Annotated in this window: 24 protein-coding genes and 2 pseudogenes; 20 read left to right on the top strand and 6 right to left on the bottom strand. The window is 68.9% G+C overall.

Going from position 1 to position 25,433, the window contains the following annotated elements:
- The 12 genes from VNJ48_RS10595 to VNJ48_RS10540 all read left to right on the top strand — a co-directional run.
- Positions 1–756: TCP-1/cpn60 chaperonin family protein (locus VNJ48_RS10595; protein ID WP_325601845.1), on the top strand; the 756-nt coding region annotated here is incomplete at its 5' end.
- Positions 757–1,024: 268 nt separating this feature from the next.
- Positions 1,025–1,567: a nucleotidyltransferase family protein gene (locus tag VNJ48_RS10590; RefSeq protein WP_325601843.1), complete on the top strand. Its 543-nt coding sequence runs from the start codon at positions 1,025–1,027 to the stop codon at positions 1,565–1,567.
- A gap of 41 nt (positions 1,568–1,608) precedes the next feature.
- Entirely contained in the window at positions 1,609–2,502 is an 894-nt protein-coding gene (locus VNJ48_RS10585; RefSeq protein ID WP_325601841.1) for a MoxR family ATPase, read from the top strand.
- Positions 2,499–3,620, top strand: coding sequence for a vWA domain-containing protein (locus VNJ48_RS10580; RefSeq protein ID WP_325601839.1), 1,122 nt, complete (start codon positions 2,499–2,501; stop codon positions 3,618–3,620). The genes VNJ48_RS10585 and VNJ48_RS10580 overlap by 4 nt, the downstream gene beginning before the upstream one ends.
- Positions 3,613–4,749, top strand: coding sequence for an XdhC family protein (locus VNJ48_RS10575; RefSeq protein ID WP_325601837.1), 1,137 nt, complete (start codon positions 3,613–3,615; stop codon positions 4,747–4,749). Before VNJ48_RS10580 ends, VNJ48_RS10575 begins: the two co-directional genes overlap by 8 nt.
- Before the next feature lie 24 nt (positions 4,750–4,773).
- Positions 4,774–5,382 carry a hypothetical protein gene (locus tag VNJ48_RS10570; protein WP_325601835.1) on the top strand — a complete coding sequence of 203 codons (609 nt, stop codon included), beginning with the start codon at positions 4,774–4,776 and terminating at the stop codon, positions 5,380–5,382.
- 57 nt (positions 5,383–5,439) lie between these two features.
- A complete protein-coding gene (locus VNJ48_RS10565; protein WP_325601833.1) occupies positions 5,440–6,669 on the top strand; it encodes a transcriptional regulator in 1,230 nt (409 codons plus the stop codon).
- A gap of 78 nt (positions 6,670–6,747) precedes the next feature.
- Complete coding sequence (locus VNJ48_RS10560) at positions 6,748–7,212, top strand: (2Fe-2S)-binding protein (RefSeq protein ID WP_325601832.1); 465 nt, start codon at positions 6,748–6,750, stop codon at positions 7,210–7,212.
- A complete protein-coding gene (locus tag VNJ48_RS10555) occupies positions 7,209–9,677 on the top strand; it encodes a xanthine dehydrogenase family protein molybdopterin-binding subunit (protein WP_325601830.1) in 2,469 nt (822 codons plus the stop codon). The genes VNJ48_RS10560 and VNJ48_RS10555 overlap by 4 nt, the downstream gene beginning before the upstream one ends.
- Positions 9,677–10,531 (top strand): xanthine dehydrogenase family protein subunit M, encoded by an 855-nt coding sequence (locus VNJ48_RS10550; RefSeq protein ID WP_325601828.1) that lies wholly within the window; start codon positions 9,677–9,679, stop codon positions 10,529–10,531. Before VNJ48_RS10555 ends, VNJ48_RS10550 begins: the two co-directional genes overlap by 1 nt.
- A gap of 3 nt (positions 10,532–10,534) precedes the next feature.
- Positions 10,535–11,224: an SRPBCC family protein gene (locus tag VNJ48_RS10545; RefSeq protein ID WP_325601826.1), complete on the top strand. Its 690-nt coding sequence runs from the start codon at positions 10,535–10,537 to the stop codon at positions 11,222–11,224.
- 76 nt (positions 11,225–11,300) lie between these two features.
- Positions 11,301–11,765 carry a hypothetical protein gene (locus VNJ48_RS10540; RefSeq protein ID WP_325601824.1) on the top strand — a complete coding sequence of 155 codons (465 nt, stop codon included), beginning with the start codon at positions 11,301–11,303 and terminating at the stop codon, positions 11,763–11,765.
- Between the two features lie 43 nt (positions 11,766–11,808).
- Here the strand turns inward: VNJ48_RS10540 and VNJ48_RS10535 are convergent, their stop codons facing one another.
- Positions 11,809–12,432 carry an alpha-ketoglutarate-dependent dioxygenase AlkB gene (locus tag VNJ48_RS10535; RefSeq protein ID WP_414689940.1) on the bottom strand — a complete coding sequence of 208 codons (624 nt, stop codon included), beginning with the start codon at positions 12,430–12,432 and terminating at the stop codon, positions 11,809–11,811.
- Between the two features lie 103 nt (positions 12,433–12,535).
- Between VNJ48_RS10535 and VNJ48_RS10530 the strand changes: the two genes are divergently transcribed.
- From VNJ48_RS10530 to VNJ48_RS10520, 3 genes are all read left to right on the top strand, one after another.
- Entirely contained in the window at positions 12,536–13,297 is a 762-nt protein-coding gene (locus VNJ48_RS10530) for an ABC transporter ATP-binding protein (protein ID WP_325601822.1), read from the top strand.
- Positions 13,298–13,350: 53 nt separating this feature from the next.
- Entirely contained in the window at positions 13,351–15,834 is a 2,484-nt protein-coding gene (locus VNJ48_RS10525) for an ABC transporter permease (protein ID WP_325601820.1), read from the top strand.
- Positions 15,835–15,915: 81 nt separating this feature from the next.
- Entirely contained in the window at positions 15,916–16,641 is a 726-nt protein-coding gene (locus VNJ48_RS10520) for a GntR family transcriptional regulator (RefSeq protein ID WP_325601818.1), read from the top strand.
- 23 nt (positions 16,642–16,664) lie between these two features.
- Here the strand turns inward: VNJ48_RS10520 and VNJ48_RS10515 are convergent, their stop codons facing one another.
- Positions 16,665–17,252, bottom strand: a complete 588-nt coding sequence (locus VNJ48_RS10515) for a hypothetical protein (protein ID WP_325601817.1) — start codon at positions 17,250–17,252, stop codon at positions 16,665–16,667.
- A 25-nt stretch (positions 17,253–17,277) separates the two neighbouring features.
- The gene (locus tag VNJ48_RS10510) at positions 17,278–18,504 is read right to left on the bottom strand and encodes a tetratricopeptide repeat protein (RefSeq protein ID WP_325601815.1); all 1,227 of its coding nucleotides are present in this window, start codon (positions 18,502–18,504) and stop codon (positions 17,278–17,280) included.
- A gap of 86 nt (positions 18,505–18,590) precedes the next feature.
- On the opposite strand from VNJ48_RS10510, the gene VNJ48_RS10505 reads away from it, so the two are divergent.
- Positions 18,591–19,823, top strand: a complete 1,233-nt coding sequence (locus VNJ48_RS10505; RefSeq protein ID WP_325601812.1) for an AAA family ATPase — start codon at positions 18,591–18,593, stop codon at positions 19,821–19,823.
- Positions 19,824–19,838: 15 nt separating this feature from the next.
- On the opposite strand, the gene VNJ48_RS10500 is transcribed toward VNJ48_RS10505, so the two are convergent.
- Positions 19,839–21,485, bottom strand: coding sequence for a DNA repair helicase XPB (locus VNJ48_RS10500; RefSeq protein ID WP_325601810.1), 1,647 nt, complete (start codon positions 21,483–21,485; stop codon positions 19,839–19,841).
- Between the two features lie 808 nt (positions 21,486–22,293).
- Between VNJ48_RS10500 and VNJ48_RS10495 the strand changes: the two are divergent.
- Both VNJ48_RS10495 and VNJ48_RS10490 read left to right on the top strand, forming a co-directional pair.
- Positions 22,294–22,800 (top strand): annotated as a pseudogene (locus tag VNJ48_RS10495) (DUF222 domain-containing protein); the annotation flags it as partial.
- 163 nt (positions 22,801–22,963) lie between these two features.
- Positions 22,964–23,545 (top strand): annotated as a pseudogene (locus VNJ48_RS10490) (DUF222 domain-containing protein); the annotation flags it as partial.
- 130 nt (positions 23,546–23,675) lie between these two features.
- Here the strand turns inward: VNJ48_RS10490 and VNJ48_RS10485 are convergent.
- Positions 23,676–24,041, bottom strand: a complete 366-nt coding sequence (locus tag VNJ48_RS10485) for an HIT domain-containing protein (RefSeq protein ID WP_325601808.1) — start codon at positions 24,039–24,041, stop codon at positions 23,676–23,678.
- Positions 24,042–24,134: 93 nt separating this feature from the next.
- On the opposite strand from VNJ48_RS10485, the gene VNJ48_RS10480 reads away from it, so the two are divergent.
- Positions 24,135–24,536: an SMI1/KNR4 family protein gene (locus tag VNJ48_RS10480; protein ID WP_325601806.1), complete on the top strand. Its 402-nt coding sequence runs from the start codon at positions 24,135–24,137 to the stop codon at positions 24,534–24,536.
- A 92-nt stretch (positions 24,537–24,628) separates the two neighbouring features.
- Complete coding sequence (locus VNJ48_RS10475; protein WP_325601805.1) at positions 24,629–24,862, top strand: hypothetical protein; 234 nt, start codon at positions 24,629–24,631, stop codon at positions 24,860–24,862.
- Between the two features lie 41 nt (positions 24,863–24,903).
- On the opposite strand, the gene VNJ48_RS10470 is transcribed toward VNJ48_RS10475, so the two are convergent.
- The gene (locus VNJ48_RS10470) at positions 24,904–25,431 is read right to left on the bottom strand and encodes a CGNR zinc finger domain-containing protein (RefSeq protein WP_325601804.1); all 528 of its coding nucleotides are present in this window, start codon (positions 25,429–25,431) and stop codon (positions 24,904–24,906) included.
- Positions 25,432–25,433 lie beyond the last annotated feature (2 nt).

Raw genomic sequence — 25,433 nt, 5'->3', positions numbered from 1 at the left:
CTCACCGGCGGCCAGGTCATCTCCGAGGAGGTCGGCCTGAAGCTGGAGACCGCCGAGCTCGACATGCTCGGCAAGGCCCGCAAGGTCGTCGTGACCAAGGACGAGGCCACGATCGTCGAGGGCGCCGGCGACGCCGACGCCATCTCCGGGCGGGTCAACCAGATCCGCGCCGAGATCGAGAACAGCGACTCCGACTACGACAAGGAGAAGCTGCAGGAGCGGCTGGCCAAGCTGGCCGGCGGCGTGGCCGTCATCAAGGCGGGCGCAGCCACCGAGGTCGAGCTCAAGGAGCGCAAGCACCGCATCGAGGACGCCGTTCGCAACGCGAAGGCCGCCGTCGAGGAGGGCATCGTCGCCGGAGGTGGCGTCGCGCTGGTCCAGGCCGGCACCGAGGCCTTCGCCAAGCTCGAGCTCGAGGGTGACGAAGCCACTGGCGCCAACATCGTGAAGGTTGCGATCGAGGCCCCGCTCAAGCAGATCGCGATCAACGCCGGCCTCGAAGGTGGCGTCGTCTCGGAGAAGGTGCGCAACCTGACCCCGGGCCACGGTCTCAACGCGGCCACGGGCGAATACGTCGACATGATCGCCGAGGGCATCATCGACCCGGCCAAGGTGACGCGCTCTGCCCTGCAGAACGCTGCCTCGATCGCGGCGTTGTTCCTCACCACCGAGGTCGTGGTGGCCGACAAGCCCGAGAAGGCGCCTGCCATGGGTGGCGGCGGCGACATGGGCGGCATGGGCGGCATGGACTTCTGAGTCCAGTCCCTCCAGCTCCACGCACCACACGCAGGGCCCCGGTCATCGACCGTGGCCCTGCTGCATTTCCTGCGCTGCATCGGTATCGAGGCTGGATGACAGACGGGCCGGCTCAAGTGGCGGCGGACGACAACTCGGCCGGCTCAAGTGGCGGCGGACGACAACTCGGTGGGCTGGTTCGAGGTCGTATGCCGCCAGTTGCCGCGGGCCGACTGTGAAGACGGCCATCGGGGCAGCGACTGGATCGGATGAGGGTCATGATGACTCTGTGTGCACGACCGGACTCCTCCTTGCCGCCGGTGCCGGGCGTCGCATGGGCACCCCGAAGGCACTGGTGCACGACGCCGACGGCACCTCGTGGCTGCGTCGGGCGGTGCAGGCGCTGACGGAGGGCGGCTGTGACCAGGTGTACGTCGTCCTGGGCGCTGCGGCTGCAGAGGCGGTGTCACTGCTGGACGGTCTCTCGACCCAGACCGTGCTCGCCATCGACTGGGCCGAGGGCATGGGAGCCAGCCTGAGGGCAGGCCTGTCGGCCGTCGGTGCCGACGGCAGCGTGCTCGTGTCACTCGTCGACCTGCCGGACGTCGGGCCAGACGTGGTGGCCAGGGTGCTGGCCGTGCAGCACGAACTGGCCCGCGCGGCCTACGACGGGCGACCGGGCCACCCCGTGCTCATCGGGCAGGGCCACGTCGAGCCGTTGATCGCAGCCGTCCACGGTGACGTCGGGGCACGCCCCTACCTCGATGCCCACGACGTCACCCTGGTCGAGTGCGGAGACCTTGCGACCGGGGTCGACATCGACCACAGATGAAGCCAACGTCTCACCAACGTTGCTCGTCGTAGCCTGACCGGATGGACCCCGGGATCGACCCTGCGATGCATTCCGCCGCGGACGTCACCGCGCGCCTCGAGGCGACCGGCTACCTCATCGACGACTCCCTGGCCACCGTGGTGTTCCTGACGATGAGGATGGGCAGACCACTCCTGCTCGAAGGCGAGCCGGGCACCGGCAAGACCGCACTGGCCGAGGCGTTGGCCCAGAGTCTCGACCTGCCCCTGATCCGACTGCAGTGCTATGAGGGCATCGATGCGACCCAGGCGCTCTACGACTGGGACTTTCCACGACAGATCCTCCACCTGCGCGCACTCGAGGCCGCCGGCTCGAACGGCTCGGTCGAGGAGGCGGAGAAGAGCTTGTACGACGAGCGCTTCCTGCTCGCCCGCCCGGTGCTGGCCGCGCTGCAGCAGTCGCCAGCCGTGTTGCTGATCGATGAGGTTGACCGCGCCGACGACGAGTTCGAGGCATTCCTGCTGGAGGTGCTCTCGACCTGGCAGGTGACCATCCCCGAGCTCGGCACCGTGAGCGCAGCGACGCCGCCCTACGTCGTGCTGACCTCCAATCGCACCCGGGAGCTTCACGACGCGCTCAAGCGACGTTGCCTCTATCACTGGATCGAGCACCCCGGGCTCGACCGCGAGGTCGCGATCCTCCGCTCGCGCGCGCCCGAGGTGGCGGACGCGTTGGCACGCCAGGTCGTCGGCGTCGTCCAACAGCTGCGAGATCGCGACGACCTGCTCAAGCCGCCCGGGGTGGCCGAGACGCTCGACTGGGCGCGAGCCCTGACCCACCTCGGCACCACCGACCTCGATCTTGCCGCGGCCGCGGCCACCTTGGGTGCGCTGGTGAAGTATCGCGAGGACGCCGACCGGGTGCGGCAGGCGCTGGACCGGATGCTCACGCCATGACCACCCCCGGATCCAGCGCGATCGACCCGTTGCCGCTGCTGCTGGGATTCGCCCGAGCGCTGAGGTCGGCGGGTGTGCCCGTGACACCGGATCGTGCCCACGGGTTCGTCGAGGCCACCTCTCTCGTCGGGCTGGACGACCAACAGGCGACCTACTGGGCCGGACGTGCCACGCTGTGCGCCAGCCCTGACGACCTCGCCCGCTACGACCAGGTCTTCGAGGCGTGGTTCGACCCCCGCGACGAATTGCCCCGGCGGCGCGAGTCAGGCATACCGATGCCCGCGTCGCCTGCCCTGTCCAGCGTCGACGGCGAGGCCGATGGCGAGGGCGACACCGACGGTGACGTGCTGCGCGCGGCCGCCTCGACCACCGACGTGCTTCGTCATCGGGACGTGGCGAGCCTGGACGTCGCCGAGCGGCAACGGCTCGCCGCGATGTTCGCGCTCCTGCGTCCGACGGCACCCGTGCGGCGTACTGCTCGACACGAGGGCTGGCATCGCGGTCGTCTCGATGCCTCACGCACGATGCGCGACTCGTTGCGCCGGATGGGCGAGCCCGGCGACCTGGCGTGGCGTCGACAGCGTGTCCGGCCGAGGCGGGTGGTCCTGCTGGTGGACGTCAGTGGCTCGATGAGCGACTACGCCGATGCGTTGCTCCGGTTGTCGCACCGCTTCGTCGTCACCCAGCCTCGCGCCGAGGTGTTCACCCTCGGCACCCGGCTGACCCACGTCACCCGGGCGTTGCGACACCGTGACGCTGACCGGGCGCTCATCGCCGCGGGCGAGGCCGTGCCCGACTGGTCAGGTGGCACCCGGCTGGGCGAGACGCTGCTGGTCTTCCTCAACATCTGGGGCCAGCGCGGGATGGCGCGAGGCTCGGTGGTGGTCGTCTTCAGCGACGGATGGGAGCGAGGGGGCGCCGAGCTGCTCGGTGAGCAGATGGCCCGTCTGCAGCGCATCGCCCATCACGTCATCTGGGTCAATCCCCATCGCGGCAAGTCCGGCTACGAGCCGGTGCAGCAGGGGATCGCGGCGGCCCTGCCGTATGTCGACGACTTCGTCGCCGGTCATTCGCTGGCCACCTTCGAGGAGCTCGTGGAGGTTGTCGGTCGTGCGTGACGTGATGAAGGAGCTCCTGGCGTGGTGGGAGGCCGGCGACACCGTAGGCGTCGGCACGGTGGTCGCGACCTTCCAGTCGGCACCTCGGCCCGCCGGTGCCTCGATGCTCGTCGGTCCGGACGGCAGGGCCGTCGGTTCTGTCTCGGGCGGCTGCGTCGAGGGAGCGGTCTACGAGGAGGCGCAGGCCGTCGTGGCGTCCGGGTCACCGGTGCTCACGCGCTACGGCGTCTCGGACGACGATGCCTTCGCGGTCGGACTGACGTGCGGCGGGATCCTCGACGTCTATGTCGAGAAGATCTCGCGCGAGACCTTCCCCGAGCTGGGCGAGGTCGCCGCAGACGTCGAGGCGGGTCGCCCGGTTGCGCTGGCCACCGTTGTCGAGCATCCCGACCCAGCCTGGCTGGGTCGGCGCGTCGTCATCCGCCCCGACGCAGTCCTCTCCGGATCGCTGGGCTCGGCCCGCGCCGACGATGCCGTCCGCGACGACGCCCTGGGTCTGCTCGCCCACGGCCAGTCGGCCACCTTGACCTACGGTCCCGACGGGGAGCGTCGCGGTGAAGGGATGCGGATCTTCGTGTGGGGGTTTGCGCCCAAGCCGCGGATGCTGGTCTTCGGTGCCATCGACTTCGCCGCCGCTGTGGCCCGGGTGGGAAGCTTCCTCGGCTATCGCGTCACCGTCTGCGACGCGAGGCCGCTGTTTGCAACGACCAGCCGCTTCCCCGAGGCAGACGAGGTCATCGTCGACTGGCCGCACCGCTACCTCACTGCCGAGGTCGACGGCGGCCGTCTCGACCAACGCACCGTGGTGGCCGTGCTGACCCACGACCCGAAGTTCGACGTACCCCTCCTGGAGGTCGCGCTGCGCCTGAGGGGAGATGCCAAGCCGGCCTACGTCGGCGCGATGGGTTCGCGGCGGACCCACGACGACCGGATGGCGCGCCTGCGGCAGGCCGGCCTGAGCGATGACGAGCTCGCCCTGCTGTCGTCCCCGATCGGGCTGGACCTCGGCGCGCGCACCCCGGAGGAGACCGCGGTCTCGATCGCGGCGGAGATCATTGCGGGACGTTGGGGCGGCACCGGCGAGCGACTGGCCGGCACGGCCGGACGGATCCATCACGACGTCGGGTGAGGCACCGCGTGATAGCAAGGGGACATGCGCCTTCCCGTGCCCGGACCGAGTGACCTGATCGCTGCGCTCGGCAAGGGTGCCGACCAGGTCGACGCGCTGCTCGGCGCCGGCCCCCGCATGATCGCCCTGCTCGACCAGGCCGAAGAGCTGGTGGCGCGGGCCACGGCAGTGATCGGGCAGGTGGAGGTGGTGTCGACCCGCGCTGCGGCGGCGATCGACCAGGTCGAGGTGGTGAGCGGGGCGGCGGCCGGCGTCGTGGCGCGGACGAGCCTGGTCGTGGATCGCGCCGAGGCGCAGGTGGACCGGCTGACCCCCCTGCTGGACGGGCTCGAACCACCGCTGACCACGCTGCAGCCGACCCTGCAAGCACTCGCCGACACGACCCATCCCGACGAGGTCGCCGCACTGGTCCGCCTCGTCGATCACCTCCCGGAGCTCACCGCCAGGATCGAGAACGACGTGCTGCCCGTGATGGCGACCCTCGGCTCGGTGGCGCCGGACCTCCATGACCTGCTTGCCGTCTCCCGGGAGCTCAACGACATGCTGGCCAAGCTCCCGGGACTGGGCCGCATCAAGCGGCGCATCGACGAGCAGCAGGGCGAGGACGGCACCACCGCCACCGTCCGCGAGTGACCCCTGTCGCGGTGACCAGCCCGGGGCTACCGTGGCGAGCAACTCCAGGAGCTGCGCATGACGACCGACGACCTGCACTCTCGCCGTGTCGACGCCGTGCGCGCGTGGACCAGCTTCGTCACGCTCGGCGATGGCGCCGAGCCAGCCGTCCGCCCGGAGATCCTACGCAGCTGGGAGATGTCGGGACGGGTCTCTCCGACGGTCACCGAGGCACCACTGGCCGACGAGGCCGCGACCGCGGAGTTCTGGCGCGACTCGCCGCTGCAGAGGGCCGTCTCCCGGGTCCAGGACGAGCTCAAGCGAACCGCCGAGGACGGCGACCTCGTGATCGCCGTGACGGACGCGGACACCCGCATCCTGTGGACCTACGGCGGTCGTGTGATGCGTCGCAAGGCCGAGACGGTCAACTTCGTCCCGGGTGGACGATGGGACGAAGCCAGCGTCGGCACCAATGCGCTGGCCATCGCCGGCCGCGCGGACGCGCCGTCGATGGTCTTCAGTGCCGAGCACTATGCCGAGGTCGTCCACAACTGGGTGTGCTGGGCGGCGCCGGTGCACGACCCGGCCTCGGGTCTGGTCCTCGGGGTCATCGATCTGTCGACCACCTGGGACCGGACTCACCCGATCGGCCTCGCCACGGCGCGACTGATGGCCCGTCTGGTCGAGACCGCGCTGCCGACCTCTCAGCGCTCACCCACGGCCGGAGTGATGGCGACCGATCAGCCCGGGTTGGCCCTGACCCTGCTGGGGACGGCGCAGGTGTGGCTCGACGGTCAGCGTCTGTTGCTCAACCGACGGCAGACCGAGATCCTGGCCCTGCTGGCGCTGCACCCCTCAGGGCTCTCGGTCGAGCAGCTGCACTCGTTGCTCTACGGGGACTCCGCGGTCACCACCTCCACCCTCAAGGCCGAGGTCTCCCACCTCCGCGCATCGCTCAAGGGTCAGCTGTCCTCGCGGCCCTACCGCCTGACGTTGCCGGTGACCACCGACATCGACAAGGTGCAACGACGACTCCGCGCAGGAGACGTGACCGGGGCGCTGGCGGCGTACGGCGGTGATCTGCTGCCCGGGACCGATGCGCCTGCCCTGGTGGAGATGGCCGACTACCTCGCCGTCAGTGTGCGAGAGGCCCTCCTGGCCAACCCCGATCCGGACGCCGTGCTGCGCTACAGCGAGCTGGCGCCGTACGACACGCATGTGATCGAGGCCTGCCTCGTGGCGCTCGGGGCAAGCAGCCACCCGGCCGTCCCGCTCCTGAAGGGACGACTCGCAGCGTCACGCGCGTGACGACGCCAACCATCGGCCAACCTGATCGGCCTAGCGTGACGGACATCACAGCGACTCCGACGCGAAGGCAGGATCTCGATGGCCAGGATCGAACTCACCGTTGACGGAGCAAAGGTCTCTGACGACGTGGAACCCCGGATGCTGCTGGTGCAGTATCTCCGCGAGAAGCTCGGCAAGACCGGCACCGTGATCGGTTGCGACACCAGCAACTGTGGCGCGTGCACGGTGCACCTGGACGGCCGTAGCGTGAAGAGCTGCAACGTGCTGGCGGTCCAGGCAAACAGTCGCGAGGTCACCACGATCGAGGGGCTCGCCGACGGCGAGGACCTGCACCCGGTGCAGGAGGCGTTCCGCGAGTGTCACGGACTGCAGTGCGGCTTCTGCACGCCGGGGATGATCATGCAGGCCGTCGACCTGCTCAACGAGAACCCGCACCCCACCGAGCACGAGGTGCGCGAGGGCATGGAGGGCAACCTCTGCCGCTGCACGGGCTACCACAACATCGTCAAGTCGGTCCTCCACGCCGCGGGGGGCACGAAGTGACCGCGACCGTCGAGAAGCCCGACCTCGAGATCGGTCGCGACCGCCGCCGCAAGGAGGACCAGCGTCTCATCACGGGGCGGACGCGTTGGACAGACAACCTGGCCCTGCCGGGTATGCTCCACCTCGCGATGGTCCGTAGCCCCCACGCCCACGCGACGATCGTCAGCATCGACACGGAGGCGGCCAAGCAGTCGCCCAACGTCGTCGCCGTGTTCACCGGCTCCGACCTCGGCGAGGCCCAGGGTGCCTGCATCAACGCCTGGGCCATCACGACCGACCAGGTCACCCCGGCTCACGTGCCCATGCCGACCGACCGCGTCGCGTTTGCCGGCGAGACAGTCGCCGTGGTCGTCGCCCGCACCGCAGCAGAGGCACGGGACGCCACGGAGCTCGTCGAGGTCGAGTATGCCGAACTGCCGGCCGCGCTCGACCTGAAGACTGCCGCGACCGACGCAGTCCTCGCGCACCCCGACCTCGGCACCAACAAGAGCGCCCTGTGGGTCTTCGACTCCGCCGAGGCCGGCACCGGCACGAGCGCCGACGAGGCGATCGAGAAGGCCCGCGGCGACGGCATCGTGATCGAACGCGAATACCGTCAGCAGCGGTTGATCCCTGCCTTCATGGAGCCGCGCTCGACGGTGGTCGACCCGACCGGCGAGCAGATCACCGTGTGGAGCGCCACGCAGATCCCTCACATCCTGCGCTTCGCCATCGCCGCCACGACGGGGGTTCCCGAGTCGAAGATCCGGGTCATCGCACCCGACGTGGGCGGCGGCTTCGGCGGCAAGCTGCAACAGACCCCGGAGGAGATGATTACCTTCGCGGTGGCGCGCAAGCTCGGCAAGCCGATCAAGTACACCGAGACCCGCTCCGAGTCCCTGATGGCCGGGCACCATGGCCGCGACCAGTGGCAGAAGCTGACGCTCAGCGCCGAGAAGGACGGCACGGTCACTGGCCTGAAGGTCGAGCTGCTGGCGGACCTGGGGGCCTACGTCGCCATCATCGGTGGCGGCGTGCCGGTGCTGGGCGCGTTCATGTACAACGCGATCTACAAGTTCCCCGCCTACCACTTCAGCTGCCAGACGGTCCTCACGAACAAGACCTGGACCGACGCCTATCGCGGCGCAGGGCGGCCGGAGGCGACGTACGCCATCGAACGACTGATGGACGAGATCGCGGTCGAGGTCGGTGCCGACCCGCTGGCCATCCGCGAGAAGAACTGGATCACGCACGAGGAGTTCCCCTTCACCTCCGTGGCCGGGCTGGAGTACGACTCCGGCAACTACGAGGCGGCGACCGCGAAGGCGAGGGAGACCTTCGGGTACGACGAGCTGCGGGCCGAGCAGAAGCGACGGCGTGAGTCCGGGGACCGGGTCCAGCTCGGCATCGGCATCTCCACCTTCACCGAGATGTGCGGTCTTGCGCCCTCACGTGTGTTGGGCTCGCTCAACTACGGAGCGGGCGGGTGGGAGCACGCCAGCGTGCGGATGCTCGCGACCGGGAAGGTCGAGGTCGTGACGGGTGCGACCGCCCACGGCCAGGGCCACGAGACAGCGTTCAGCCAGATCGTCGCCGACCGGCTCGGCGTCGCCTTCGAGGACGTCGAGGTGCTCCACGGGGACACCCAGATCGGCCCGAAGGGCTTGGACACCTACGGCTCGCGGTCACTTGTCGTCGGTGGCGAAGCGATCGTCAAGGCGGCCGACAAGGTGATCGAGAAGGCGAAGGTGATTGCGGCTCACCTGCTGGAGGCGAGCGTCGACGACATCGAGTTCAGTGCCGGTCGCTTCGGCGTCCGTGGCACCGACCAGGGATTGGCGATGGCGGAGATCGCGATGGCCACGTTTGCGGCCCACAACCTCCCCGACGGGGTGGAGCCGAGCCTCGACAGCGATGCGACGTACGACCCGGTCAACTTCAACTACCCGCACGGCACTCACCTGTGTGCCATGGAGGTCGACACGGAGACGGGCGGCGTGCTGATGCGCAAGTACGTCTGCGTCGACGACATCGGCACCATCATCAATCCGATGATCGTCGAGGGTCAGGTGCACGGCGGGCTGGCCCAGGGGATCGCGCAGGCGTTGTGGGAGGAGGCGGTGTACGACGACTCCGGGACCCTGGTCTCGGGCTCGTTCGTCGACTATCTGCTGCCGACGTCCGCGGACACCATCAACTTCGACGTGGGCCACACCACGACTGCCTCGACGACCAACACGCTGGGCACGAAGGGCGTCGGTGAGGCGGGCACGATCGCCTCGACACCGGCCGTGGTCAACGCGGTCGTCGACGCCGTCCGACAGTTCGGTGTCAACGACATCCAGATGCCGTGCACGCCCGAACGTGTGTGGCGCGCGATCCATGCCAACGACGGCGAGGCCGAGACCGTGGGTGCGGCGGCTCCGCACTTCAGTGAGGAAACCGGTATGCAGGGCCAGACCGACCGCACGGATGGAGCGTCCTGATGATCCCCGTCAAGTTCGACTACCTCGCTCCCACCACGGTCCAGGAAGCCTTGGCGGCCCTCGCTGAGCACGGCGACGACGCCAAGGTCATGGCCGGTGGCCAGAGTCTGCTGCCGGTGCTTCGCATGCGTCTGAATGCGCCAGAAGTGGTGGTGGACCTGAGTGGGATCGCCGACCTCCGCGGCATCCGCGAGGACGGCGACGCGCTCGTCATCGGGGCGATGACCACGCACCACGACGTGCTCCACGATCCTCTGGTCAAGGAACACGCACTGCTGCTGTCCTTGGCCGAGCACGAAGTGGCCGATGCGCAGATCCGGCACCGTGGGACGTTCGGAGGGGCACTGGCACACGCGGACCCTGCGGGTGACCTGGGGGCGCCGGCGCTCGCGTTGGGCGCGGAGTTCGTGATCGCGGGCCAGAGCGGGACGCGGACCGTGGCGGCAGACGACTTCTTCGTCGACCTGTTCGAGACTGCCGTCGCCGAGGGCGAGCTGCTGACCGAGATCAGAGTGCCCAAGCACACCGGGTGGGGAGCGCGCTACGAGAAGTTCGTCCGGGTCGCTCACCAGTGGTCGATCGTCGCCGTCGCGGCCGCCGTGAGGGTGGAGGGCGGCACCATCAGCGAAGCCCGGGTCGGGCTGACCAACATGGGCTCGATCCCGATCCGCGCCCGTAGCGTCGAGGAGGCACTGATCGGTCAACCCGCGACGGAGGAGGCAGTGGGGAGAGCGGCAGTGCACGCGACCGACGGCACCAACCCGCCCTCCGACCTCAACGGCGCCGCCGACTATCGCCATCACCTCGCCAAGGTCCTGACCCGTCGGGCGGTCCTCGCCGCTGCAGGGGCGTAGCCGATGGAGCTGAGCCACCAGTTCACGGTGCCGACCGGCATCGAGGAGACATGGGGCCACTTCGACGACATAGTCGGGCTGGCCGAGTGCTTCCCCGGGGCCAAGGTGACCTCAGCCGAAGGGGACTCGTTCGCCGGCTCGGTCAAGGTCAAGCTCGGCCCCATCGCGCTGGTCTACAACGGCTCGGGCACGTTCGTCGACAAGGACGCGGCAGCAAAGCGCTTCGTGGTCGAGGCGAAGGGTACCGACAAGCGGGGCAACGGAACGGCCGGTGCCCACGTCGTCGTGACGATGACCGAGACGGGCGCCTCGACCGACGTGTCGGTGGCCACGGACCTGGCGATCACCGGCAAGCCCGCCCAGTTCGGACGTGGTGTCATGCAGGACGTCTCCGACAAGCTGCTGGGTCAGTTCGTCGCCTGCCTGGAGGAACGGTTGACCGGTGGCGGCGTACCCGTCGACGACGTGTCCGACACGGCGCACCACGATGCCGACGCCGCCAACGTCCCGGTCGGCGGCCCGCAGGCGTCGGCGGCCGACCGGGTCGCTCCGCCGAGGCGTCCGTCGCGACCCGAGCCGGAGGCGCTCGACATCGGCGCAGCGGCGTTGCCCGTGTTGGCCAAGCTCTACTGGAAGCCCGTGCTGGGCGGCTTGATCGTCCTCGAAGTCCTCAGGCGCCTGCTCCGGCGCTGAGCGGTGGAACGGCGGCGCGCTCCGGGCCGTCAGATTCGTGTGGAACAGTGGTTCCACCCGATGCTGGAGGAACAAGATGTCGCGCTGGACGTGGGTGGCAGCTGTGGTGGCGACCGGTGGACTGCTCGCTGGCTGCGGAGGCGCCGATGACCCGGGTGCCGATGACCAGGCAGCTGGGACAGAGACGGTGGAGGCGACCGCGACCGAGCTCACCCTCCCGGCAGAGTCGAGCGGTCGCTGCATGCCGCCGAGCGTCGTGAACCTCCGCGTGCAGGACACGGCGTTCGAGGGCACCGTCACCGCCATGACCGACCAGGAAGCCACCCTCGAGGTGACCAAGATGTATGCCGGCGCGCCGGCCGCCTCCGTGACGGTCGACGTGCCGGGACAGGACATGTCCGACCTCATCCTGGCCGTGGACTTCCAGGAGGGGCAGACCTACCTCATCAGCAGCCTTGACGGGGAGGTGTCGGTCTGCGGGCTCAGTGGGCCCAAGGACGAGCTTCTCGAAGGTCTCTACCAGGAGGCCTACGCAGGCTGACCGTCACCGGGTCGACGACGGGCCACGTCCGGGTCGGCCGGACTCAGAAGACGTTGAGCGGGCGGAACTGCACGCTGATGCGCGGACCGGCGGAGGCCACCTTGGGCACCGCGTGCTCCCAGGTGCGCTGGCACGAACCGCCCATCACGAAGAGGTCACCGTGCCCCAGCATCAGCGACATGGCCTCGCCGCCCCCTCGCGGCCGGAGCGCGAGCTTGCGCGGGTCGCCGAGCGATACGATCGCGACCATCGTGTCCCGGGTCTTGCCCCGACCGATCGTGTCGCCGTGCCAGGCGACCGAGTCACGGCCGTCGCGGTAGTAGCAGCAACCGGCACTGACGAAGGGCTCGCCCAGCTCGGGGAGGTAGTGCGCGCTCAGCGCGTCGCGCGCGTCCTCGAGGGCCGAGTGCGGGAGCGCCTCGCCGAGGACGTAGGTGTGCAGGAGGCGGGGGACGTCGACGATGCGGTCGTACATCTGGCGCTGCTCGGCACGCCAGGGCACGTCGCTCACCATGGTCGCCAAGACGTCGTCCGCACCGGCCAGCCAGTTGCGTTGGACGTCGATCCACGCGCCGTCGGACAGCGTTGTCCGCTCGGGCGCGAGCACGGAATCGGTCCCGCGCGCGTCGGGGACCTCGGGCGCGAAGAGGGTCGACTGGAAGTCCACGGGCACGAGCCTAAATCGAACACGCGTTCGAGACAACCCCCGGGGGCTTCCCTAGGGGACATCCCGGTAGCGGTGGTTTGGCAGGGTGCGGGATCGTTGCCCCATGGCGATCACTGGGGTGGGGGACGCGGCCGTTGCCGCGCGGGTGCGGGATCTGAGAAAGACATACGGCAAGGGCGACGCGATGGTGCGGGCGCTCGACGGGGTCACGCTCGAGCTGGCGGCGGGTGAGTTCACCGCGATCATGGGCCCGAGCGGCTCGGGCAAGTCCACGCTGATGCACTGCTGCGCAGCCCTCGACACCGCGACCTCAGGCGAGGTCTTCATCGGCGATCGCGAGCTGGGCGGGCTCAAGGACAAGGAGCTCACGCGGCTGCGGCGCGACGAGATCGGCTTCGTCTTCCAGTCCTTCAACCTCGTGCCCACCCTGAGCGCACGGGAGAACATCGTGCTGCCGCAGTCGATCGCCCGACGCAAGCCGGACCCCGAGTGGTTCGACACGGTGATCGACACGGTGGGCATTCGCGACCGTCTCGGGCACCGGCCCAATCAGCTCTCGGGCGGTCAGCAGCAGCGGGTCGCCGTGGCCCGCGCACTTGTCGGCCGGCCCACCATCGTCTTCGCCGACGAGCCCACCGGCAACCTCGACTCACACTCGGGGGCCGAGGTCCTCGACCTGCTGCGGCGCAGCGCCCGCGACCACGACCAGACCGTCGTGATGGTCACTCATGACCCCGTGGCTGCGTCCTACACCGATCGCGTCGTCTTCCTCGCTGACGGTCGGGTGGTCGACGAGCTGCGCAACCCTGATCGGGACTCGGTGCTTGAAGTGATGGTCCGCGTCTCTGCACCCGTTGAGGTCTGAGCGTGTTCCGGGCCGCGCTCAAGAGCTTGCTCGGGCGCAAGGTGCGCCTCCTGATGAGCACGTTCGCCATCGTCATCGGGGTCTCCTTCGTCGTCGGCACGTTCGTGTTCAGCGACACCCTGAGCCGGAGCTTCACCGCGCTCGTAGCCTCCGGCGTGGGCGACGTCGTCGTCCGGCCGACGGACAGCAACGCTGCCAACGAGCCCAGCACTCGTACGGTCGACCCCGGGCTGGTCGAGGCGTTCGGCGACGTGAAGGGTGTTGCACGCGTCGACGGGAACGTGAGGTCTGCCGGCGTCTACGTCATCGGCAAGGACGGCAAGCTGATCGGCGGCAACGGTCCGCCGAGCTTCGGCGCCAACTGGACCGACGCGCCGGCGGGTCACGACCTCGAGGGCACCGCGATCATCGCTGGGCGCGCGCCGGAGAAGGCTGACGAGGTCGCTCTGGACTCGAGGACCGCCAGCGAAGCGGGCTATGTCATAGGGCAGGACGTCAATCTCGCCACCGCCACCGATCGGGGTGCGCTCACCGCCGAGCTGGTGGGGATCATCGGCTTCCCCGACGGCGGCTCGTTCAACGGCGCGACCCTCGCAGCCTTCGACACTGCAACCGCCCAGGACCTCTTCCTCGACGGCCAGGACGCCTACACCGACATCTGGGTGACGGCCGAGCCCGGCACCAGCCAAGAAGATCTGGCTGCAGCCGTCGCCGCAGAACTGCCCGACGGAGTGGAGGCCGTGCCGGGCGACGAGGTGGCCGACGAGGCGGCCACTCCCATCCAGGAGGCAGTCGGCTTCATCACCACCTTCCTCCTCATCTTCGCCGGCATCTCCCTGGTCGTCGGAGCGTTCCTGATCGTCAACACCTTCTCGATCCTGGTCGCCCAGCGGAGCCGTGAGCTGGCATTGCTGCGCGCCCTGGGAGCGAGCAAGAAGCAGGTCAACCGGTCGGTGCTGCTCGAGGCCTTCGTGCTCGGTCTCCTCGGCTCGACCATCGGGCTGGGTCTCGGCGTCCTCCTTGCGATGGGGATCCGCACCTTGTTCGCCCAGTTCGGGCTCGACCTGTCCGGACAGCCGTTGATCATGGCGCCGAGGACGGTGTTTGCGGCATACGCCGTGGGCGTCCTCGTCACCATGGCCGCGGCCTTCTTCCCCGCCCGCCGGACGACCCGGATCGCACCCGTCCAGGCCATGCGTGACGACGTCGCCATGCCGGTCTCGTCGCTGCGTCGCCGCCTGCTGATCGGTCTGGTGCTGTTAGCGGCTGGCGGCAGTGCCCTCGCAGCAGGGTTGACGGGCGCAGTTCCGAGGCCGGGCTACTTCGTCGGCGCCGGCATCCTGGCAATCCTGCTCGGGGTCGCGTCCGCGAGCCCGGTGATCAGCTACCCGCTGCTCGCTGCGGCGGCCTGGGCCTATTCCAAGATGTTCGGGTCGATCGGGGCGCTCGCCGGCCAGAACTCACTCCGCAACCCGCGTCGGACGACTGCGACCTCGTCGGCCCTGATGATCGGCCTCTCGCTCGCGTGCACGATGGCGATCGTCGGTGACTCCGCGAAGGCCAGCGTGGACAAGACGATCGAGGAGAACTTCGTCGCTGACTACATTGTCAGCAGCCTGGTTGGACAGCCTTTTTCGACCGGAATTGGCTCCGAGATGGCGGCGGTGCCTGGGGTGCAGAGCGTCTGGGCGGAGCGGTTCGTCTACACCCAGCTGGACGGCGAAGGGCAGGCCATCGCCGCAGCCGAGCCGGCGGTCATGCGCGACGGCTTGCACGTCGACCTCGTCGACGGCGACCTGGCCGACCTCGGCGGCGACACCGTCTTGCTGGACGAGGAGTATGCCGACGACGAGGGCCTCGGTGTGGGCGACGACCTCGAGGTCGGGCTCGCGGATGGCCCCCACACGATGCGGGTGGTCGGTGTGTTTGCCGAGAACCCTCTTCTGTTCTCTCCCATCGTCACGACGACCCAGACCCTGATCGCAGCAGGGCATCGCGACTCCGACAACTTCCTGATCATCGACAGCGATGGGCGAGACGGGGTCAAGAGCGCTCTCGAGGCGGTCGTGAAGGACTCGCCGATCGTCACCGTCAAGGACCAGGAAGGGCTCGCTGCCGAGCAGCGCAAGCCGATCGACCAGCTGGTCCTGATGATCTTCGCCCTGCTCGGACTGGCGCTGCTGATCGCCGTGCTGGGCATCGTCAACACCCTGGCCCTCTCGATCATCGAGCGGACCAGGGAGATCGGGCTGCTGCGCGCCATCGGCGTCAGCCGGCCGCAGCTGCGTCGGATGGTGACCCTCGAATCGGTGGTCATCGCCGTGCTGGGTGCCGTGCTGGGGGTCGTGCTGGGCATCGGGTTCGGGATCGCCCTCATGCATGCTCTCCGCGAGGAGGGCCTCGAGGTGATCTCCGTGCCCTTCGGCCAGCTCGTGACCTTCCTGGTCGTCTCCGTCGTGATCGGGGTGCTGGCGGCCATCCTGCCGGCGCGTCGTGCTGCCAAGTTGGACGTCCTCAGGGCGATCGGCGCCGAGTAGTTCAAACCACGACAATATTTCCTTTACCATGCGCTTCGAGAAAATCAACACGGGCGCGCGTTTGGGGCCTAATCTTCTCCTGTGGTGGACACCGTGATCGCGAAGCGCGCCGAGAGCGAGCTCAAGCACGTGCAGGTCCGCGAATACGTCCGGGGGCTCATCGCCGAGGCCGTTCCCGGTTCCGCTGCACCCTCCGAGCGCGAGCTCGTCGCGCGCTTCGGCGTGGCCCGCATGACCGTGCGCCAGGCGCTCGACGCCTTGGTCGGCGACGGCCTGCTCGAGCGGATCCCGGGTCGTGGCACCTTTGTGACGCAGCCCCGGCGCAGCGTCGGTCTGCTCTCGTCCTTCACCGAGGACATGAAGCGGCGCGGACAGCTGCCCGAGTCGCAGACCCTCCTCGCGCGCCGCGAGCAGGCAGGCCCTGGGGTCGCTCGCGCCCTCGGCATCTCACCCGGTGACGCCGTCATCCACTGGAAGCGCTTGCGCCGGGGTGACCAGCAGGTCGTCTGCGTGGAGGACGCCTACCTCAACGAGGTGCTTCTCCCGGGCTTCCTGCAGACCGGGATGCCCACCAGTCTCTACGAGGCGCTCCGAGAGCGCGGGCTCCGCCCGACCTGGGCCGAGGACGCCATCTCGGCAGACGCCGCCACGCTCGAGGAGGCCGCGCAGCTCGAGATCGAGCCCGGCGCCCCCGTGCTGCACCTCTCGCGTCGCGCGCTGTGCGGCGACATGGTCGTCGAGGTCTCTCGAAGCACCTTCCGGCACGACCGGTTCATCATGCACGTCCAGCTCGGCGACCCTGTCTGACGCCCGAGGCCTGGTCATCACGTCTAGCCTCCGACGAGACGAGCGATCTCGTCGCTGACGTTGGCGCGGGCCTGCTCCTCCCACGCAGCCCGGCCCTGCGGCGTACGGAAGAGCGACGGGCCGTCCATGAGGTCGGTGAGCACCTTGGCTCGCCCGGCGCGGAAGTCGGCGTCGGGGACGTGGGCATATTCGCGGCGTACGTCGCGGGTGTAGCTCGCGTATCGCGACGGGCCCGCCGCCAGGATGGCCAGGTCGGCGTCGCTGAGTGCTGCTGCGTTGAGGTCGTCCGGGAAGGCCTGGTGGTGCGCGGTGATGCGCACCAGCCGGGCCACCTCCGAGGCAGGAGGATCGGGGAGTCGTGCCTCGGCGAGCTGGGCCGACCTGTCCTCGGCGTCGGCCTGCCCGTCGTAGACGGCGTCGTGGAACCAGGCTGCGAGCACCACCGGGACACGGTCGAAGACCGCACCGTCGCGATCGAGGTCGTCGAGACGGTCGAGGACCTCGCCCAGGTGCCTGAGGTCGTGGTAGCCCGGCCGGTCCCAGGCGACGAGCAGCTCGTCGCGGACGTCGTGCAGCGCCCCCAAGGGCCAGCGGTCCTGAAGCGACGTCACGTCTCGACCCTAGTCCCGGTCGTGCTCAGGTCAGGGCGCTCAACCACGTCATGGCAACCCCGCTGAGGACGAGCAGCGCGGCAAAGCCATCGGCGGCGCCGGCTCCCGTCAGCGCCGTACCGACGGCGGCGACCGACAGTGCCGCACCACCGGCGTGAAGCCCCAGGTTGGTCCGGAGCCGGTGGGCGTCCACGCCGTGGATGTGACCCGCCGTCACGGCCCACAGAGCCAGACCGAGCGCCAGCAGTCCGAAGCCGGCCGCAGCGTCCACGGCGGTGGCGACCCCGAAGCCGAGTGCCGCGGCCGCGTAGATCAGGAAGGCGTACGTCGCGCGCTTGGTCAGGGGTGACAGCAGGCCGCGCCCCGCCCGCGTCGTCAGGAGCAACGTGTTCATCAACGGCTCGAGGACCCACGTGAGCACCACGATCGCGATGAGGGCGCCGATCAGCACCCGGGCCCACAGGGCGTCGTCATAGGGCCGCAGGAGGCGACTCGCGAAGAAGGGAAGCAGGAGCAGGGCCAGGCGGACCCCGGGAGGCTTGCTCTCCAGGAAGAAGCTGAATCGCAGCAACAGGCCGTACAACGGGTTGCGGGACTTGCGTGCCAACGCGTAGATCTCGCGGTTTGCCTCGCTCGTCGGATCGAGCCTGAGCGACTCACGGCTGGTGCTGACCGCCCGGGCGCCGCCGCCCTGCTTCAGCAGGAACACGCTGCGCACCTGGTGGGCGTCGGCACTCTGCGGGTCCAGCTGCAGCGCGCGCTCGAGCGCGGCCTCGGCCTCGGGCTGCCGGCGCGCTGCGTGGAGGGCGCGGGCCAGGGTGGACCAGGTCGAGGAGCTCTCGGGATCGAGACGGACCGCCTGCTGCAGTGCGGCAATGGCCTCGGGGTGCCTCTTCTGCATGGACAGGATGGCACCGGCCTGGCGATGCAGCCCGCCGAACTCCGGCGCGAGGGCCAGCGCGTTGTCGATCGTCTCCAGTGCCTCCTTCCACTCCTCCACCCCTGCGTGAGCAGAGGCCAGCGCCGTCAGCGCGGTCAGATTGTGGGGGTCGGCAGCCAAGGCGTTGCGGGCGGCGGAGCGCGCGTCCACGAATCGGTCCTGCTCCAGCAGGGCATGGGCGAGGTAGGCCAGCGCCTGGTCGTCGGAGGGGTCGGCCGCAAGCGCGTCGCGGAAGGACTGCTCGGCTTCCTTGGCGCGGCCGAGGTCGAGCAGGGCGACGCCCCGCGCGACCGATGGGGATGCCTGCGACATTCCCGCTCCTCTCCGAAGGTGACGCCACCCTAGTGGCTGGTTCGGGCTCCGGGCCGAGCCGTCGAATGTCGGGTAGCGTCGCGCGGATGGCGACGGACAGCGTGATCGATGCCCTTCGAGCGGCTCTCGTCGCCAACCCCGGAGACCTCGGTCTTCGCCGGCACCTCGCGAGCGTGCTGCTCGACGCCGACCGGCCGCAGGAGGCTCTCGACGAGCTCGTGCAGGTGCTCGCCGTCGCTCCGGACGACCTCGCCGCCCTGCGGTTGGCCGAGCGTGCCTCCATGGCCGCGGGCGAGGTGGGTCGCGCTGCGGCGTACGCACGACTCGCAGCGTCGCTGGAGCCGGAGGCTCGTCTCGCCGCAACCTCCTCGGGGACTGTTCCCGAGACTGCCGAGGAGCTCATCGGCGGGTGGGCCGACACCGACGCGCCCGCGGAGCCCGAGATCGGCAACCTGAGCCGTCCCACGATGACCCTGGCCGACGTCGGCGGACTGGCTGAGGTGAAGCAGCGCCTGACGACCTCGTTCCTCACGCCGATGCGCAATCCCGAGCTGACGATGCAGTTCAAGAAGTCCCTGCGGGGCGGGCTCCTGCTCTGGGGACCCCCGGGCTGCGGCAAGACGTTCATCGCCCGAGCGCTCGCCGGCGAGCTCGGGGCCGACTTCTACGAGGTGGGGCTCTCCGACGTCCTGGACATGTACGTCGGCAACAGTGAGCGCAACCTCCAGTCGATCTTCGACACGGCAAGGCGCAGCCGCCCCTGTCTGCTGTTCTTCGACGAGATCGACGCCCTCGGGCAGAAGCGCTCGCAGCTGCGTCACAGCGGGGCCATGCGTGGGGTGGTCAACCAGATGCTCACCGAGCTGGACGGCGCCAGCTCCGACAACGAGGGCCTGTTCGTGCTGGCCGCCAGCAACCACCCGTGGGACATCGACTCCGCGCTCCTGCGTCCGGGACGCTTCGACCGGCGGCTCCTCGTCCTGCCGCCCGACGTGACCGCGCGTGCGGCGATCCTGGCCCATCACCTGGCGGGGAGGCCGCAGGAGGGTCTCGATCTGGCGAAGGTCGCGAAGAGCACCGACGGCTACTCGGGGGCCGACCTCGCGCTGGTCTGCGAGCAGGCGACCGAGTCGGCGATGATGAGCTCCCTCGACTCCGGCGACCTGCGTCCGATCACCCAGCGCCAGCTGGTCGACGCGGCACGTTCGGTCCGGCCCAGCATCGGCGAGTGGATGGAGATGGCCAAGAACTACGCGTTGTACGGCAACGAGTCCGGCTCGTACGACGAGCTCGCGAGCTATCTCCGCCGCCGCCGCTGAGCCGCGGCCGAGCGGTCAGGGAGCGACGTCGAGGTCAGCGGCGTCGATGATGCGATACGCGTAGCCCTGCTCCGCGAGGAACCGCTGGCGGTTCTGGGCGAAGTCGGCGTCGACGGTGTCGCGGGAGACGACGGTGTAGAAGTGCGCCGTCTTGCCCTCCGCCTTGGGTCGCAGCAGTCGGCCGAGCCGCTGCGCCTCCTCCTGGCGGGACCCGAAGGACCCGCTCACCTGGATCGCCACCTCGGCCGAGGGCAGGTCGATGGAGAAGTTGGCGACCTTGGACACGACGAGCAGCGACAGCTCCCCGGACCGGAAGGCCTCGAAGAGTCGCTGCCGTTCCTTCACCGGTGTCTCGCCCTTGATGACGGGCGCGTCGAGCAGCTCTGCGAGCTCGTCGATCTGGTCGATGTACTGACCGATCACGAGGGTGGGTTGCCCGTGGTGCTGCTCGACGAGGCGGCGTACGACATCGATCTTGGCGTGGGTGCAGGAGGCGAGACGGTAGCGCTCCTCGGGTTCGGCGGTGGCGTAGGCGATCCGCTGCCCCTCGGGCAGGGTGACCCGGACCTCGACGCAGTCGGCGGGGGCGATCCAGCCCTGCGCCTCGATGTCCTTCCAGGGGGCGTCGTAGCGCTTGGGCCCGATGAGGGAGAAGACCTCGCCCTCGCGGCCGTCCTCGCGCACCAGCGTCGCGGTCAGTCCGATCCGCCGGCGTGCCTGGAGGTTGGCCGTCATCCGGAAGATCGGCGCGGGCAGCAGGTGGACCTCGTCGTAGACGATGAGGCCCCAGTCGCGGGCGTCGAGCAGCTCGAGGTGCGTGTAGACGCCCTTGCGCCGCGTCGTCAGCACTTGGTACGTCGCAATGGTGACCGGCCGGACCTCCTTGACGGATCCGGAGTATTCGCCGATCTCGTCCTCGGTCAGCGAGGTCCGCTTGACCAGCTCGTCCTTCCACTGGCGCGCGCTCACGGTGTTGGTGACCAGGATCAGGGTGGTGGCCTGCACCTGCGCCATGGCCGCTGCGCCGACGATGGTCTTGCCCGCGCCGCAGGGGAGCACCACCACGCCAGAGCCGCCGTGCCAGAACGACTCGACCGCTTCCTGCTGGTACTTCCGGATCGCCCACCCGTCCTCGTGCAGCGCGATCGGGTGGGCCTCCCCGTCGACGTAGCCGGCGAAGTCCTCGGCCGGCCACCCGAGCTTGAGCAGCGCCTGCTTGAGGTTGCCGCGCTCGCTGGCGTGCACCACCACGGAGTCGTCGTCTAGGCGCATCCCGAGCATGCCGGCGATCTTCTTGGCGCGCAGCACCTCCTCGAGGACCGGCCGGTCGGTGGAGGAGAGGACGAGGCCGTGGGTCGGGTGCTTCTCGAGGCGCAGGCGGCCGTAGCGACCCATCGTCTCGGCGATGTCGACGAGCAGTGCGTGTGGCACGGCGTAGCGGCTGAAGGTCAGCAGCGCGTCCACGACCTGTTCGGCGTCGTGGCCCGCGGCTCGCGCGTTCCAGAGCCCCAGCGGGGTCAGGCGGTAGGTGTGGATGTGCTCGGGGGAACGCTCGAGCTCGGCGAAGGGCGCGATCGCCTTGCGGGCGTCGCTGGCGAGCGGGTGGTCGATCTCCAGCAGCAGCGTCTTGTCGCTCTGGACGATCAGGGGGCCGTCATTCACCGACCCAGCCTACGGGCGGGGCCTCGGGGGCAGGCTTCTGCCTTCGAGAGCTGCGCCGACCCTTGGTCACACGTCGGCGCTCCGCATGGAAAGAGCGACCTCGCGGCATCAATCGTTCGGCCAGACGTACATGGCGCGATCGAACTCCCAACCCGCTGTAGCTTCGTCTTGTCTCCGCCAGGTGCGGTACTCGGCATACCAACCAGCGATGGGCATTCGTACCTGGCAGCGGTACTCCTCATCCACCTCGTCCCAGTGCAGATGGTCCATCCGAGTGACGTATACCCCTGGAACCGAACGTCCTGGCCCGTAGGCCCATGGTTGGTCGAGGAGCAGCGACATATCCGGGCGTGTGAGGTCCAAGCGCTCCCTGACGTCCATCGGGATGATCAAGGACGCTCGCAGGAGGGCTCGGTCCTCAACACTCATCAGGGTGGCAACGGATTGCACGCAATCGAGACCGACCCGGACAGCCGATGGAGGTTCTCCGACCAGGTCGTCGAGGTCAATCTGTTCGAAGCCTCGTTCTCGCGCCGTCTGAACCGCTGGCCCTGTCCAAGCCTGAGTTGCCATCCCTACTTCGCAAACACGTGCAGTAGACCATGGGGACAGCGCCTCACGCTCTCGCCCGCTGCGACATCTCGCCTGACCCGACGTGAGCCGTTTGCGTCCACGCTCGTCTCCACCACGACGTGATCAGCATGGCGCGTAGACCCCTTGCGACCAGCGCTGATAGGAGTCTGGAATCAACCTGTGGATATCTCGAACATGTGTTCCTATATGCCTTCTGAAGCCGTAGAATTTGGCCATGGAGATCACCCGCGACAGCCACCAGCACCCGCTGCTGGACGCCGTCGCGAACATCGCCGGTGAGCTCGACAAGGCGGCCACCTTCAACCCGACCTTTGTGCCGACCACCGACAAGGCAGTGGCCCTCCGTGAGCTCTCTGCCATCGTCACCCGGGCCCAAGGCCTGCTCGTTTCCGTGCTGGCCGTGTCCGGTGACGTCGCCGACGAGGCGGGTGCCAGGTCTGCCGGTGACTGGTATGCCGCAGCGACCCGCCTCGACCACAAGCCCGCCAAGGGCCTCGACCGCCTCGCTCGGTCCCTCGACCAGCACTACCCGCACTTGAGGGCGGCCGTCCTAGACGGGCGGGTCAACCTCGACCAGGCGCACGTCATCGCGCACGCCCTCGACGACCTCCCCGCCGACGACATCACGCTGGCGGTCCGCGAGCGGGCCGAGCTCCACCTGATCGACCTTGCTGACGACTGGGCGCCCACCCCACTGAGACGTCTCGCGCGGAAGGTCCTCGAGGTGGTCGCACCCGAGGTCAGCGACGAAGCAGAACGCAAAGCCCTCGAACGCGAGGAACAGCTCGCAGCCGAACACACGAGGCTGACGCTCACACCGCTCGGGGACCGGCACCACCCGCCTCAGCGGCCGCCTTCCAGACGCGTCCGCAGCACGGCTCCGGACGTACCTCGAAGCGTTCGCCTCTCCTCGCCGTACCGCCATCGAGTCGGACGGAGAACGCATCCCCACCCCGAGACTCCACGGCTTGGCTCTCGCCGACCTCCTGGAAGCCCTGCCTGCCGACGTCCTTCCCGCCCACGGCGGGACCGCGACCACCGTGACTGTGCACCTCGACCTCGGCCAGCTCACATCTGACCTCGCCGAGGCCGGGGTCGCGATTCTCGAGACCGGCGACGTCATCACCGCCGGCCAGGCCCGGCGCCTCGCCTGCCAGGCCAAGATCCTGCCCGCCGTCCTCGGCGGGAAGTCCGAGCTCCTCGACCTCGGGCGCGCCCGCCGGTTCCACAGCGCGGCGCAACGAAAGGCGATCAGGCTGCTACACCGTCAGTGCCAAGGAGACGGGTGCACCGTCCCGGCAGCCTGGTGCGAGACCCATCATGACCACCCGTGGAGTCAGGGCGGGAAGACCGATCTGGTCACCGCCGCCCTCCTCTGCAGCCATCACCACCATCGGGCCCACGACGCCCGCTACCTGACGCAACGACTGCCCAACGGTGACTACCGCTTCACCAGGCGCACCTAGGCCGCCGAGGATCAGTTCGAGTGATTGGTGTTCTTCGGGACGCGACCGTGCGGCTCACTCCGGTGCGCCCCGCAGGGATCGTGCCTGTTCCGCGCGCCATCAGCGGCGGGTGCGTGCGCGGCCGCGGCGCTCACTCAGTCGTCAGACGGCCACCGCTGTGAACGTGGATGTGCAAGTGCTTCGAGTCTTGATAGCGACCCAAGTTGGTAAGGACTGCGGCAGCTCCAGCGCGCTCTTCGACGTCTCGCGCGATCGCTTGGACAACGACGAAAAGTCGACGCATGAGGTCTGCGTCATCTGCTCCGACGGTGGTCAGCGAGTCCACATGCTTCTTGGGCACCACCACGATGTGTGTTTCCCAGAATGGCCGCGTGTGGTGGAAGGCGAGGACCGATTCGTCGTCGTACACCACATCCAGCGCCGATAGATCGGGTATCGCCACGTCACAATAGAAGTCGTGGCCGACGTATCCGCCGCGGATCGGACCAGTGGCCATGCGCCCACTCTATGTTGCGAGCTGATCGCAGTAAGGCGAGCGCATTGCGGGATGTGCGTGAGTTCCCAGACCTGATCGAGCATGATGGAAAGCGTGGCAGGCGCAGAAGCATCGAGTCCTGACGACATCCACGCTGCCGAGCTGGAACTTGGGGTGGCGTTCCCAGAGGACTATCGCGAGTGGCTCCTGTCGGTCAACGGCATCGAGGCGTCCTTCGGCGAGGTCTTCTTGATGTTGTACTCGCTCGAAGACGTCGTCGCCTTGACGCGAGCATCCGAGCCCGAGGAGCGCCTGCCGGGTTACGTCGCGATTGGGTCTGACGGCGGCGGCGAGTCGCTTGCGCTTGACTTCCGCCAGTCGCAATCGCCTGTGGTCATGGTCAACATGGTCTGCTCGGGCTGGCACGAAGGGCTGCCCCAGGCGGCGTCGTTCAGTGACTTCATGGCCCAACGGGACGCAGGCGAGCCGTATCGCTGGGAGGAGGGCTATCGCTGACCTCGTTCGTCGAGGCGCGGGACGCAAAGATGCTGATCCGTTGAGAGCGCCGGCATCCGGACGCGGCGGCCGGCCCGCGTAGCGTGACCTCCATGCGGGGCCGAGAGCGTCTGTCCGAACTCGACTACCTTCGCCTGGTGGAGCGACTGGCACACGAAGTGACCCACGAAGCCGCGGTGCAGGGATGGTTGGCCTTCGGTGATGAGGGCGAGCAAGCGCAGATCCCGCTCCACCGCGCCATCAACGACCTCGCGACCAACCTGCGCATGGTCCACTACGAGGGCGACGGTTGCTTGGAGCATCCTCACGCCGATGACCCCGCGTAGCGAGCGTCTGCGTTCCGAGCACCTCAGAGCTGCGTACGCGTCTAGCTCGCCGCCGCAGCCTTCTGTCGGGCGCGATAGGCAGCGACGTTGGCCCGAGATGAGCAGCGGTCCGAGCAGTAGCGCCGCGACTGGTTGGGGGAGGTGTCGACGAACACGTGGTCGCACTTCACCGCCTGACAGGTCCCGAGGCGGGTCGCCCCCAGGTCGCACACCAGGTTGGCCAGACCCATCAGCGCCTCGCTGATCAGCAGCTCGGAGACCGACGCAGCGCGGTTGGCCACGTGCATGTGGAGGTCGTCCGGGTCGTGGTCGCTGATCATCGGCGTGACCGGGTGCTGGATGAGGAGGTCGTTGAGAGTGGTGACCACCGCTCGGACGTCGCCTCGGTCCGAGGCCTCGAAGACCGGACGCAGCTGGGACTGGAAGGCCTGTAGCGCCGACAGGTCCTGCTCCGTGACCTGCGTCTGGAGCCACGAGCGCGGGGTGAGGTGGCTCAGCAGCGCGTCGACGTCGGGCAGCTCGGTGTTGAGCAGCGCCGCCGACGACTCGGCATACCGGATGAAGTCCACCT

Origin of the sequence: Nocardioides sp., from assembly GCF_035576065.1 — a bacterium.
GTDB lineage: Bacteria > Actinomycetota > Actinomycetes > Propionibacteriales > Nocardioidaceae > Nocardioides.
Note: the sequence above shows the minus strand (reverse complement) of the source record. Positions and strands in the feature narration are given on the sequence as shown.